Here is a 12,337-nt window from a genome sequence, read left to right as displayed (position 1 = left end):
TCGAGGAATGCTTGTCGTTATTTGCTGTATGGCAGGGATAGCGGCGGCGGATGAAAAGAACATCCTGGTTACCAGCGGCAGCGATCGGGCCACCCCGATCGCGGTAGTACCGTTCGGCTGGCAGGGCGGCAGCGTGCTGCCGGATGACATGGCCCAGATCGTCAGCGACGACCTGCGCAACTCCGGCTACTACGCACCGATTCCAAAAGGCAACATGATCAGCCAGCCCAACCAGGCCAGCGAAGTCGTGTTCCGTGACTGGAAAGCGGTGGGCGCGCAGTACCTGATGGTCGGCAACATCACGCCGGCCGGCGGTCGCCTGCAAATCACCTACACCTTGTTCAACGTGGCCACCGAGCAGCAGGTCCTGACCGGCAATGTCTCCGGCACCGCTGAACAACTGCGTGACATGGCCCACTACATTTCGGACCAGTCGTTTGAAAAACTCACCGGTATCAAGGGGGCGTTCTCCACGCGCCTGTTGTATGTGACCGCTGAGCGTTTCTCTGTCGACAACACTCGCTACACCCTGCAGCGTTCGGACTACGACGGTGCGCGTGCAGTGACCTTGCTGCAGTCCCGTGAGCCCATCCTGTCGCCGCGCTTCGCGCCGGACGGCAAGCGTATTGCCTACGTATCGTTCGAACAGAAGCGTCCACGTATCTTCGTCCAGCACATTGATACCGGCCGTCGCGAGCAGATCACCAACTTCGAAGGCCTCAACGGTGCACCGGCCTGGTCGCCGGATGGTTCGCGCCTGGCATTCGTGCTGTCCAAGGACGGCAACCCGGATATCTACGTGATGAACATGGCCTCGCGTCAGCTCTCGCGTGTGACCAGCGGCCCGGGTATCAACACCGAACCGTTCTGGGGTAAAGATGGTTCGACCATCTACTTCACCTCTGACCGTGGCGGCAAGCCTCAGGTCTACAAGGCAAATGTGAACGGTGGCGGCGCGGAACGTGTGACCTTTATCGGTAACTACAACGCCAATCCCAAGCTTTCGGCCGATGAAAAGACGTTGGTAATGATTCACCGTCAGGATGGTTTCACTAATTTCCGGGTTGCGGCCCAGGATTTGCAGCGCGGAACCGTGAAAATCCTTACAGATACCAACCTTGATGAGTCAGCCACTGTTGCGCCCAACGGCACCATGGTAATCTACGCCACCCGCCAGCAGGGCCGGGGAGTCTTGATGCTCGTGTCCATCAACGGACGCGTAAGGCTCCCGCTTCCTACCGCACAAGGCGAAGTCAGAGAACCATCCTGGTCCCCTTACCTGAACTGACGCGGCGCTACAAAAAGAAGTACTTAACACACTGGGGTTCATTAGGAGTTTCACGATGGAAATGCTGAAGTTTGGTAAGTTTGCTGCTCTGGCTCTGGCTCTGTCCGTAGCCGTTGGTTGCTCCTCTAAAGGCGGCGACAATGCCGGTGAAGGCGCAGCTGTTGATCCAAACGCTGGTTACGGCGCTAACACTGGTGCAGTCGACGGCTCCCTGAGCGAAGAAGCTGCTCTGCGCGCGATCACCACTTTCTACTTCGAATACGACAGTTCGGACCTGAAGCCAGAAGCCATGCGCGCTCTGGACGTTCACGCCAAGGACCTGAAAGCTAACGGCGCTCGCGTTGTTCTGGAAGGTAACACTGACGCCCGTGGTACTCGTGAGTACAACATGGCTCTGGGCGAGCGTCGTGCGAAAGCCGTTCAGCGCTACCTGGTACTGCAAGGTGTTGCTCCAGGCCAACTGGAACTGGTTTCCTACGGTAAAGAGCGTCCAGTTGCAACTGGCAACGACGAGCAGTCGTGGGCTCAGAACCGTCGCGTCGAACTGCGTAAGTAATTCGTCATGCGAACGTGCCGTCGTGCTCTGACTGTATTGGCTCTCAGCCTCGCACCGCTTGCGGTGTGGGCTGCGGTTCCTGTAACGGATAGCAACTCTGGCTATAACAATAGCGGCAGCAGTTATCCGCCAGCAGGTTATGGCACGAACGGCGCCTATGCTGGGGGGGCGGCTACGGCCGCGCCCTCGGCACAGGGCGAGCTGTTCAACCAGCTGCAACGCATGCAGGATCAATTGGCCCAGCAACAAGGCGCCATTGAAGTTCTGCAGAATCAAGTAAACCAGCTCAAGCAAGAAGGCCTGGAGCGTTACCAGGATCTTGATCGACGTATTGGAGCCGGTGTTGCACCTGCCGCTACTCCTGATAATTCTTCTGCCGGTGGCGCGCCCAGTGCCGCTATCGGTGGTGCCGCTGCCGGTGGCGCAGCAGCGGGGGCCGCAGCAACTGCCCCTGCCGCGAGCAGCGAACCGGGCGATCCGGCGAAGGAAAAACTGTATTACGATGCAGCCTTCGACCTGATCAAGGCCAAGGACTTCGATAAAGCCAGCCAGGCCTTTACCGCGTTCCTGCGCAAGTACCCGAACAGCCAGTACGCGGGCAATGCCCAGTACTGGTTGGGTGAGGTCAACCTGGCAAAAGGTGATTTGCAGGGGGCGGGCCAGGCGTTTGCCAAGGTCAGCCAGCTGTACCCCAAGCATGCCAAGGTGCCTGACTCGCTGTACAAGCTGGCTGACGTAGAACGCCGCCTGGGTCATACCGACAAGGTCAAAGGCATTCTGCAGCAGGTGGTTGCCCAGTATCCGGGCACCTCCGCCGCGCAGTTGGCCCAGCGGGATCTGCAACGCTTGTAGGCAATGCAGCCCGTTTAGAAGAAACCCGCGCCTGGCGCGGGTTTTTTCGTTAGAATCCACGCCCTTTTATGAAACACGCTTCCTGGGGTTGACGCGTTGGCGCAATCCCTTGAAGTGCCTGACGGAGGCGGACAGCCTGTTTAGCTGTTACGCCCGTGGCGACTATGCAAGACACATTACGTATTACCGAAGTTTTTTACTCGTTGCAGGGTGAAACGCGCACTGCCGGCCTGCCCACCGTATTCGTACGGCTCACCGGCTGCCCCTTGCGTTGCCAATACTGTGACAGCGCCTATGCCTTCAGCGGCGGCACCGTACGCACCCTGGATGACATCCTCGAGCAGGTTGCCGGTTACCGGCCGCGCTACGTCTGTGTAACGGGCGGCGAGCCGTTGGCGCAACCCAATGCCATCCCCTTGCTCAAGCAGTTGTGTGATGCCGGTTACGAGGTCTCCCTGGAAACCAGTGGCGCCTTGGATATCTCTGCGGTCGATCCGCGAGTCAGCCGAGTAGTCGATCTGAAGACCCCCGACTCCAAGGAAGCCCATCGCAATCGCTACGAGAACATGGACTTGCTGACGGCGAACGATCAGGTCAAGTTCGTCATTTGCTCTCGCGACGATTATGACTGGGCGACTTCCAAGCTGATCCAGTTCGGCCTTGAGCGTCGAGCGGGGGAGGTGTTGTTTTCCCCGAGTCATCACGACCTCAACGCCCGCGATCTGGCGGACTGGGTAGTGGCGGATAACCTGCCGGTGCGTCTGCAATTGCAGTTGCACAAATACCTGTGGAATGACGAGCCGGGTCGCTGATACGGCTGATGAGACGCCTATGGAAGGCCTTCAAACCGAACCATTTTTGTCTTCAATGCGTTTTTTCTGATTTATTTCAAATAAGGTGTTGAATAATCCTTAGAAATCAGTATTATACGCGCCACCACACAGCGGGTCGTTAGCTCAGTTGGTAGAGCAGTTGGCTTTTAACCAATTGGTCGTAGGTTCGAATCCCACACGACCCACCATTTTTGGCGGTTTAGAAAATCCGGAAGGCCCACGCAAGTGAGGATTTCCGGGTTTTTTTTTGCCTGTCATTCTGGTATTCCCATATAGAAGCGGCTTGCGTCGTGATCAATTCATCTCGCTGGTCAGCCGTAAACCTTCCTTTTCTCTCGCGTCTCTCCCGTCCCATCCAGGTTATTGCTATTAAAGTAGCCAAGCTGAAGGAATCTACCAATATTTTTATAGATATTGGTTTTTTTATGTATTTTTCTTCACGTTGTCGACTCAAATACGCAATTCATGCCAAGCTTTCTTTGTTTAGTATTGGATCCAATGTCGAGCGTGGTCAGCAAGTCTGCCTAGGCAACCGACGATCAGTCTAAAAAGGAGAAGCCACATGATGCTCAAGGATCCTTCCAGCAAATACCGCCATTTCACCACCGTCGATCTGCCGGACCGCCAATGGCCCCATGTCGTGCAGGCTGCGGCACCGACCTTGTGCAGTATCGATATGCATGATGGCAACCAGGCGCTGATCGAACCCATGAATGCCGAGCGCAAGCATCGCTTCTTCTATCTACTGGCCAGGGTGGGTTGCAAGGAAATCGAGGTGGGGTTTACTGCCGAGTCCCTCAAGGGGGTGACGAGTGCCGTCAATCGCGCATCGCGTCTGGGCCTGCTCAGCGTGATGAGTGCGGCGGTGCCTTCCTGAGATGAATGCACATACCGCATTGGCGGCGCTCACCGGTAACTATGGCCACGGTGACATCGTTGCTTCGCATCGACATGAAGAAGGCCAGTTGGTGTATGCCATCAACGGCGTGATGCTGGTATCGGTGGTGGGCACCACATGGGTGGTGCTCTCCGGCCACGCGCTGTGGGTACCTTCGGGGCAGGAGCACCAGATCCGCATGACCGGCGAGGTGCGCATGCGCACCTTGCTGATCACCCCCGGCGCCCACCGCGCCTTGACCGAGGAGTGCCACGTCATCCGCGTGTCGCCACTGCTGCGTGAGCTGATCATCGCTGCGGCCGAAACGCCCGACAGCGAGCCGGCCGTGGTGCGTCATGTGCAGATTGTCGACCTGATCTTCTCCGAACTCGACAGGGCGCCAAGGGTCTTGGCCCATGTGCCGATTCCGGATGAGCCGCGGCTCAAGTCGCTGTGCGCCGACTTTATCGACAACCCTTCACAGGAATCGAAACTGGAGAGCTGGGCGGTGCAACTCAATATGAGTTCGCGCACCCTCGCTCGGCTGTTCCAGAAAGAGTTGGGCATGAGCTACGGCGAGTGGCGCAAGCGTACACGGCTGCTGCTGAGCATGCAGCGCCTTGCCTGCGGTGTGTCCATTCTGGAAGTGGCGCTGGAGCATGGTTACCAAAGCCCGAGCGCTTTTACCGCGATGTTCAAACGCACCATGGGTTATACACCGAGCAACTGCCGTCTGGTCTGAGCCGCACCCGGCGTTCACCCCCCTCCCACTGGACATGGCCCGCGGCTGCGCAGGGCCATGTTTGCGTCTGCGCGGCCGACGGTTGCTCAGGATTCAACGGTGGCACGCAGGTTGTCCCAATCGAAACGATGGTTGTCTGGAACTCGGGAGATGCGCAGCGCTGCGCTCTCTTAACCTGCGTCTCTACTTAGCACTCTGGATTTCTGCGATGGGTTCGCCTTCTTTTTCCGCGCGGCACTGCCGTCTTTCGCTCCTGGGCGCGGCGGTTGTCTGGTTGGCGGGGTGTTCTTCCTGGATCGCCCATACGCCGGCGCAATCGCATCCCCAGCGAATCGATGCCTTGAGCCGCCTGCCGCAAGGCGTATCGGCCCAGGCGCTGCCCGACCGTTGGTGGCAGTTGTACAACGACCCCAGGCTCGATGCGCTGGTGCAGCAAGCGTTGGAACACAATCGCGATCTGGCGGCGGCGCAGGCCCATGTGCAATCGATGCTGGCCGGGATCATGCAGGCCGACGCCGAGCGTTGGCCGTTCACGCAGGCCTCACTGGGCGCCGCTTACGGCAAGACGGCCGACGATCAGACCCTGGCCGAGGCCATCGACAGTCACGCACCGTCGCAGTGGTCCTTCAACCCAGGCTTCGAATTGGCTTACCAGGTGGATGTGTGGGGCCAGGTCCAGCGCAGCATTGAACGGGCGCAGGTGCAGGCGGCGGCGGCTCAGGACGCCGAAGACCTGCTGCGTATCACGGTTGCCGCGCAAACCACGCGTGCCTACGTGAATGCCTGCGCCCTGGGCGCACGCGCCAAGGTGCAGCGTCATTCGCTGGAAGTGGTCGGGCACAGCCTGGCGCTCACCGACCGCCAGCGTCAGGCAGGCGTGGTCACAGATCTTGAATACAGCCGCATGCAGGCACTGCAAGGCGAAACCCTGGCCTTGCTGCCGATGCTGGAGGCGCGTCGCCGGGCCGCGCTGTACGAGCTGGCGATGCTGACCGGCATGGCGGACCTGGAGCAAGGCTCAGGCGCGGCGACCTGCGAAGTGGTGCCGCAACTCGCCGCCGCACTGCCGGTGGGGGATGGCTGGCAATTGCTGGCGCGCCGACCCGATATTCGTCAGGCCGAGCGGGCTTTGCAGGCGTCCACGTTGCAAGTGGATATCGTCCAGGCCGACCTTTACCCCAAGGTGACCTTTGGTGCATCAGTGTCTTCCTCGGCCATCAATACCCATGAACTGGGCGACAGCAGCGCGGTGATGTTCGGCATCGGCCCGCTGATCACCTGGCAGTTCCCCAACTGGCGTGCCAATCGCGCACGGGTCAACCAGGCCCGGGCGCTTGAGCAGGTGCAGGTCGCGCAATTCGAGGCCAGCGTGCTCAACGCCCTCAAGGACGTGCGCCAGGCACTGGTGTTGTACGACGGCGAGCGCCAGCGCCACGCCGCCCTGAGCCAGGCGCTGGAGAGCAGTCAGCACGCCTACAGGCTCGCGCAGTTCAATTACAACGCCGGCTCCATCGACTTTCTCGACGTGCTCGACAGCGAGCGTGAGCTGATCCGCCTGCAAGCCACGCGCGCCGACGCCGATGGCCAGTTGCTGCAGCGCCAGATCAGTCTGTTTCGCGCCCTGGGCGGCGGCTGGCAGTCCGCTTCCAGCCAGGCCCCGACCGCTGCGCTTACCCATGCTTCCGTCAATTCTTCCGGTACCCAGCCATGAATATCGCTGTTGATGAAAAAAACACTGTGCAGGATGAGCAGGAGCAGGTGGTCGAGCAACTCATGCACGACCGCAAGCAACGCCGCAAACGCAACCTGATCCTGCTCGGTGGTGCTGTTTTATTGATCGCGGCAGTGGTGTTCGGCGTGTATTGGATGACCATCGGGCGCTACCTGGAACAGACCGATGATGCCTACGTGCGCGCCGACTGGATTCCCATCAGTCCGCGGGTATCGGGCTACGTGGCCCAGGTGCTGGTCGAGGATGACCAGCCCGTCAAGGCCGGCGATGTGCTGGTGCGCATCGAGGACCGTGACTACCAGGCGAGGTTGGCCCAGGCCCGTGCGGAGTTGGCTGAAGCGCAAGCCTCGATTGCCGCCCAGCAGGCCAACCTGCAAGTCACCGACAGCCTGATCGCGCAACAAAAGGCCGGCATTGCCCAGGCGGAGGCGCACACGCGCAGTGTGGGAGCGGAGTTGCGCCGCGCCGGTCTGGATCAGCGTCGCTATGAAGGCCTGGTCCGTGAGCATGCCGCCAGCGCCCAGCGTCTGGAAAGCGCAGCCGCCAGTTACACCCAGGCCAGCGCTGCGGTGGAAATTGCCCGGGCGATGCAACGCCAGCAGGAAACCCGGCTGAATGTCGCCATTACCCGGCGCCAATTGGCCGATGCCTCGCTCCAGCAGCAAATAGCCCGGCGCGGCCAGGCCGAGGCGCAGTTGAAACTGGCGACCAACGCGCTTGAAGACACCTTGATCCGCGCGCCGATCGACGGGGTGGTGGGGCAGCGCAAGGTGCGCACGCGCCAGTACGTCGCACCGGGCCTGCCGTTGCTGGCGGTGGTGCCTTTGCACCAGGCCTACGTGGTGGCCAACTACAAGGAAACCCAACTGCGCGATATGCGCGCCGGGCAACCGGTGGATATCAGTGTCGACAGCTATTCGGGACGCAAGCTCACGGGGCATGTGGTGAGTTTTTCGCCGGGCTCGGGGGCGGTGTTTGCGCTGCTGCCGTCGGACAACGCCACCGGCAATTTCACCAAGATCGTGCAGCGCTTTCCGGTGAAGATCGTGATCGATCAGCACGATGAAGGTGGCCCGATTCTGCCGGGCATGTCGGTGATTACCACGGTAGATACCCGTCCTGCCGTCCAGGACGCCAAGCATGACTGAGGCCGGAGAGAAAAACGTCTCCTTTCGCGCCTGGGTGGCTGTGATCGGCGGGCTGTTCGGTTGTTTCATGGCCGGCATGAACGTGCACGTGACCAGCGCCGCGCTGCCTGAAATCGAAGGCTCGCTGGGCGCGACCTTTGAGGAGGGCTCGTGGATTTCCACGGCGTATCTGGTCGCCGAAATCGTCATGATCCCGCTGACCGCCTGGCTGGTGCAGGTGTTTTCCCTGCGCCGGGTGATGTTGGTGGGCTCGTTTGTATTCCTGGTGGCTTCCATCACGTGTTCCTGGGCGCCCAACCTGGAAGTCATGATCATCATCCGGGTCATCCAGGGCGCCGCCGGCGCGGTGCTGATCCCGCTGTCGTTCCAACTGATCATCACTGAACTGCCGCCGAGCAAGATCGCCATGGGCATGGCCCTGTTCGCCCTGTCCAACAGCGTGGCCCAGGCTGCCGGCCCGTCCATCGGCGGCTGGCTGACAGATGCCTATTCTTGGCGCTGGATTTTCTACCTGCAACTGGCCCCGGGTATCCTGCTGTTGCTGGCGGTGGCGTGGTCCATCGATGCCAAACCGATGCAGTTGAGTTTGCTCAAGCGCGGCGACTGGGGCGGTATTTTGGCCATGATCGTCGGCCTAGGCGGTTTGCAGATCGTGCTCGAAGAAGGCGGACGCAAGGACTGGTTCGGCTCCGATTTCATCTTGTGGATGTCGTTGATCGCCGGCGTCGCTCTGGTGTATTTCGTGCTGTCACAGCTGTACGGCAGCCGCGCCTTCATCAACCTGCGCTTGCTCAAAAGCTACAACTTCGGCGTGGCGAGCGCGGCGATGTTCATTTTTGGCGGGGCCACGTTCGGCCTGGTCTTTCTGGTACCCAATTACCTGTCCCAGTTGCAGGGCTACAACGCGCGCGAAATCGGGATCAGCCTGATTGCCTACGGGATGGTGCAACTGGTGCTGGCACCGTTCATGCCGCGCCTGATGAAGTGGCTCAACCCGAAGTTGATGGTTGCCAGCGGGTTTTTCATCATGGCCCTGGGGTGCTATCTCGGTGCGCATCTGGACGTGGACAGCGCCGCCAACGTGATCATCCCGTCCACCGTGGTACGGGGCATCGGGCAGCCATTGATCATGGTAGCGCTGTCGGTGTTGGCCGTGTCCGGGTTGGCCAAGGATGAGGCCGGTTCGGCTTCCGCCTTGTTCTCCATGCTGCGCAACCTGGGGGGCGCCGTGGGCACAGCCGGGTTGACCCAGATCGTTGCGATGCGCGAACGCTTTCATTCCGAGCGCGTCGGCGAGTCGATCACCCTGTTTTCCCCGTCATTGCAGGAGCGCCTGCGCGCCAGCATGGCAGACAGTGAAGCATTCATCTTCAACCAACTGGTGCCCGCTCAACAGCAAATCCTTGAAGGCCTGATGCACACGGTGCGTCGCGAGGCCTACCTGATGGCCTACAGCGATGCGTTTTACGTGTCCTGTGTCGCCTTGATCCTGTGTGGTGTGGCGGCATTGGCGTTACGTCAACAAGCGAAGTATTGAATGCACGCAGCTCGCGATATTCGCAACGGCTACAACCCTTCCAACCGGATGACAGAGCGCATCACCTGGTGGTGTTTCGCGCCACTGGTCACGATTTCCAGTGGGAGCAGGTGACACAATGGTGGCGGCACCTGTCGACGATCGACGGTGACAATGCGTTATTCGTTGTCTGTCGGCGTCTCCCCAAGGGTGTTGAGGCAGGCATCGGCGATATCGCTCTCATTAAAGCTAAAAAAAGGAGCTGTTCATGCTACATCTGGAACCCGATACCCTGGTGCGCAATCCCGTGGGCAACCCGGTGGTCGCCAGCGTTACCGTCAACGGCGACGCGCGCAACGTGTGGAATATCGTCGGAGACTTTTCCGGCTTCGCCAAATTCATCCCGGCGTTGTCTCACATCGAAATGACCGGGGAGGGTGTGCGCTCGGTACGCAAGAAGCTGTTCAAGGACGGCAACGTGGTGATCGAGCAACTTAACAGCCATGACAACGAAGGCATGACCATGACCTGGTCGCTGATTTACACCTCGCTGAATATCGGCAACCTGTGGGCCGTCATGCAAGTGGAGCCGCAAGGTGCGAATCAAAGCCAGGCGACCTGGACCATCATTGGTCAGCCTTACACCGGCGGCCCGGAGGACGTGCCGGCGTTCGAGGCGTTCCTGCAAGGGTTTGCCGATGATGCGATGAAGAACGTGCAGGCGCTGTTCAACTGATGAACAACAGGTGACGGGGCGCCCAACGCCCCGGCACCGCCGGGATTGTAAAATGCAAAAGGCCATTCGCATGAATGGCCTTTTTTTGTACGAGCCTATAATCAGCCTCCCGCTGATTGCTCGTTCAACAGGAAGGCGTGCAGCGCCTCCATCGTCATGCTTCCCAAGTCTTCGCCTGCGCGCGAGCGAACGGTGACGGTACCGTTTTCTTTCTCTCGCTCACCGACCACGAGCAAGTAAGGCACCCGTTGAATAGTGCTTTCGCGAATCTTGTAGCCGATTTTCTCATTGCGCAGATCAGCTTCCACCCTGAACCCCAGTTGGACCAGGTCATTGCGTGTCTGGTCGGCATAATCGTTCTGTGCATCGGTGACCGTCACGACGATGGCCTGCACCGGCGCAAGCCAGAGCGGGAACTGACCGGCATGGTGTTCGATGAGAATGCCAAGAAACCGCTCCAGAGAACCCACGATTGCGCGGTGCAGCATGACCGGCTTGCGTCGTTGCGAATGCTCGTCGACGTATTCGGCGCCCAGACGATCCGGCATGTGATAGTCGACCTGCATCGTGCCTACCTGCCATTCACGGCCGATGGCATCGCGCAGGTGATATTCGATCTTGGGGCTGTAGAATGCGCCTTCGCCCGGCAGCTCTTCCCACTCCACATCACACTCGGACAGGGCCTCACGCAACAGGTTTTCGGCCTTGTCCCACACTTCGTCGCTGCCCAGGCGCTTGCCTGGCTCAGGGCGCAGTGCGATTTTGACCGCAATGTCAGTGAAGCCGAAGTCGGCATATACCTTGACTGCCTGGTAGTGGAACGCCTTGATCTCGGCCGCGATTTGCTCTTCGGTGCAGAAAATGTGCCCGTCATCCTGGGTGAATGCGCGTACTCGCATGATGCCGTGTAAAGCGCCCGAAGGCTCGTTGCGGTGGCAGCCGCCGAACTCGCCGTAACGGATCGGCAGTTCACGGTGGCTGCGCAGGCCATGCTTGAAGATTTGGATGTGGCCGGGGCAGTTCATCGGCTTGAGTGCGTACTGGCGGTTTTCGGACTCAGTGACAAACATGTTTTCTTTGTAGTTGTCCCAGTGTCCTGATTTCTTCCACAAGGTACTGTCGAGCACTTGCGGCGACTTGACTTCACGGTAGCCGCCATCGCGGTAAACCCGGCGCATGTACTGTTCGACCGTCTGCCACAACGACCAGCCCTTGGGGTGCCAAAAGACCATGCCTGGCGCTTCTTCTTGTTGGTGAAACAAGTCGAACTGTTTGGCCAGTTTGCGGTGATCACGCTTTTCAGCTTCTTGAAGTTGGTTCAAGTAGGCCTTGAGCTCTTTTTCGGTGCCCCAGGCAGTGCCGTAGATACGGCTGAGCATGATGTTGTTGGAGTCGCCGCGCCAGTAAGCGCCAGCCACTTTCATCAGTTTGAAGGCGCCAAGCTTCGCTGTGTTGGGCACATGCGGCCCACGGCACAGGTCGGTGAACTCGCCCTGGGTATAAAGCGAGAGGATTTCTCCGGCGGGTATGGAGTCGATGATTTGGGTCTTGTAGCTTTCGCCCAGTTGTTCAAAAAACGCCAGTGCTTCATCCCGTGGTAATTGCGTACGGGTAACCGGTAGTTGTTCTTTGACGATCCTGGTCATTTCGGCTTCGATGAGCGGCAGATCGTCCATTGTGAAGGGACGAGGTGCCACGAAGTCGTAATAGAAGCCATTGTCAATAACCGGGCCTATCGTTACTTGTGTGCCGGGGTACAGGCGTTGAACCGCCTGTGCCATCAAGTGAGCCGTCGAATGGCGTATCAGCTCCAGCGCTTGCGGACTTTTGGTCGTGACAATCTCTACGGTGGCGTCTGTGTCCAGAAGGTAGCTGGCATCGACCAGCGTGCCGTCGACTTTGCCGCCAATAGTCGCGGCAGCGAGGCCCGCGCCGATGGATTGGGCCAGTTGTTGCACAGTCAATGCTTCTGGAAAATCTCTGCGACTGCCGTCCGGTAGAGCGATAGTGACCATATGTAAGGGTGCTCGAATATTAAAAGTTTCTAACGGGTGAAT

The 12,337-nt window shown here is 59.4% G+C and carries 10 protein-coding genes, 1 tRNA gene and 1 pseudogene; 11 read left to right on the top strand and 1 reads right to left on the bottom strand.

Features of this window, described 5'->3' with window-relative positions; translation table 11 throughout:
* Positions 1–7 precede the first annotated feature (7 nt).
* From tolB to BOP93_RS21190, 11 genes and pseudogenes are all read left to right on the top strand, one after another.
* Positions 8–1,288 carry a Tol-Pal system beta propeller repeat protein TolB gene (gene tolB / locus BOP93_RS21240; protein WP_065887603.1) on the top strand — a complete coding sequence of 427 codons (1,281 nt, stop codon included), beginning with the start codon at positions 8–10 and terminating at the stop codon, positions 1,286–1,288.
* Between the two features lie 55 nt (positions 1,289–1,343).
* Positions 1,344–1,844, top strand: coding sequence for a peptidoglycan-associated lipoprotein Pal (pal, locus tag BOP93_RS21235; RefSeq protein WP_003193861.1), 501 nt, complete (start codon positions 1,344–1,346; stop codon positions 1,842–1,844).
* 6 nt (positions 1,845–1,850) lie between these two features.
* A complete protein-coding gene (gene ybgF / locus BOP93_RS21230) occupies positions 1,851–2,696 on the top strand; it encodes a tol-pal system protein YbgF (protein ID WP_104504552.1) in 846 nt (281 codons plus the stop codon).
* 164 nt (positions 2,697–2,860) lie between these two features.
* A complete protein-coding gene (queE, locus tag BOP93_RS21225) occupies positions 2,861–3,508 on the top strand; it encodes a 7-carboxy-7-deazaguanine synthase QueE (RefSeq protein ID WP_104504551.1) in 648 nt (215 codons plus the stop codon).
* A gap of 133 nt (positions 3,509–3,641) precedes the next feature.
* Positions 3,642–3,717: transfer RNA gene (locus BOP93_RS21220), tRNA-Lys, on the top strand.
* Positions 3,718–4,091: 374 nt separating this feature from the next.
* Positions 4,092–4,325: pseudogene (locus tag BOP93_RS21215) on the top strand (2-isopropylmalate synthase); the annotation flags it as partial.
* 82 nt (positions 4,326–4,407) lie between these two features.
* The gene (locus tag BOP93_RS21210; protein ID WP_104504550.1) at positions 4,408–5,148 is read left to right on the top strand and encodes an AraC family transcriptional regulator; all 741 of its coding nucleotides are present in this window, start codon (positions 4,408–4,410) and stop codon (positions 5,146–5,148) included.
* A 208-nt stretch (positions 5,149–5,356) separates the two neighbouring features.
* A complete protein-coding gene (locus BOP93_RS21205; protein ID WP_104504549.1) occupies positions 5,357–6,859 on the top strand; it encodes an efflux transporter outer membrane subunit in 1,503 nt (500 codons plus the stop codon).
* Positions 6,856–8,028: an HlyD family secretion protein gene (locus BOP93_RS21200; protein ID WP_104504548.1), complete on the top strand. Its 1,173-nt coding sequence runs from the start codon at positions 6,856–6,858 to the stop codon at positions 8,026–8,028. The genes BOP93_RS21205 and BOP93_RS21200 overlap by 4 nt, the downstream gene beginning before the upstream one ends.
* A complete protein-coding gene (locus tag BOP93_RS21195) occupies positions 8,021–9,565 on the top strand; it encodes an MDR family MFS transporter (RefSeq protein ID WP_104504547.1) in 1,545 nt (514 codons plus the stop codon). The genes BOP93_RS21200 and BOP93_RS21195 overlap by 8 nt, the downstream gene beginning before the upstream one ends.
* A gap of 247 nt (positions 9,566–9,812) precedes the next feature.
* Positions 9,813–10,280, top strand: a complete 468-nt coding sequence (locus BOP93_RS21190; RefSeq protein ID WP_104504546.1) for an SRPBCC family protein — start codon at positions 9,813–9,815, stop codon at positions 10,278–10,280.
* A 101-nt stretch (positions 10,281–10,381) separates the two neighbouring features.
* Here BOP93_RS21190 and thrS read toward each other — a convergent pair whose 3' ends face one another.
* Complete coding sequence (thrS, locus tag BOP93_RS21185; RefSeq protein WP_104504545.1) at positions 10,382–12,295, bottom strand: threonine--tRNA ligase; 1,914 nt, start codon at positions 12,293–12,295, stop codon at positions 10,382–10,384.
* Between the last annotated feature and the right edge of the window lie 42 nt (positions 12,296–12,337).

This window comes from Pseudomonas orientalis (assembly GCF_002934065.1).
Classification (GTDB): Bacteria; Pseudomonadota; Gammaproteobacteria; order Pseudomonadales; family Pseudomonadaceae; genus Aquipseudomonas; species Aquipseudomonas orientalis_A.
Note: the sequence above shows the minus strand (reverse complement) of the source record. Positions and strands in the feature narration are given on the sequence as shown.

What these genes read in the sequence shown, in the direction of transcription:
- tolB (WP_065887603.1), top strand. Translation starts at nt 8, where the DNA reads ATGCTTGTCGTTATTTGCTGTATGGCAGGGATAGCGGCGGCGGATGAA.
- pal (WP_003193861.1), top strand. Translation starts at nt 1,344, where the DNA reads ATGGAAATGCTGAAGTTTGGTAAGTTTGCTGCTCTGGCTCTGGCTCTG.
- ybgF (WP_104504552.1), top strand. Translation starts at nt 1,851, where the DNA reads ATGCGAACGTGCCGTCGTGCTCTGACTGTATTGGCTCTCAGCCTCGCA.
- queE (WP_104504551.1), top strand. Translation starts at nt 2,861, where the DNA reads ATGCAAGACACATTACGTATTACCGAAGTTTTTTACTCGTTGCAGGGT.
- BOP93_RS21210 (WP_104504550.1), top strand. Translation starts at nt 4,408, where the DNA reads ATGAATGCACATACCGCATTGGCGGCGCTCACCGGTAACTATGGCCAC.
- BOP93_RS21205 (WP_104504549.1), top strand. Translation starts at nt 5,357, where the DNA reads ATGGGTTCGCCTTCTTTTTCCGCGCGGCACTGCCGTCTTTCGCTCCTG.
- BOP93_RS21200 (WP_104504548.1), top strand. Translation starts at nt 6,856, where the DNA reads ATGAATATCGCTGTTGATGAAAAAAACACTGTGCAGGATGAGCAGGAG.
- BOP93_RS21195 (WP_104504547.1), top strand. Translation starts at nt 8,021, where the DNA reads ATGACTGAGGCCGGAGAGAAAAACGTCTCCTTTCGCGCCTGGGTGGCT.
- BOP93_RS21190 (WP_104504546.1), top strand. Translation starts at nt 9,813, where the DNA reads ATGCTACATCTGGAACCCGATACCCTGGTGCGCAATCCCGTGGGCAAC.
- thrS (WP_104504545.1), bottom strand. Translation starts at nt 12,295, where the DNA reads ATGGTCACTATCGCTCTACCGGACGGCAGTCGCAGAGATTTTCCAGAA.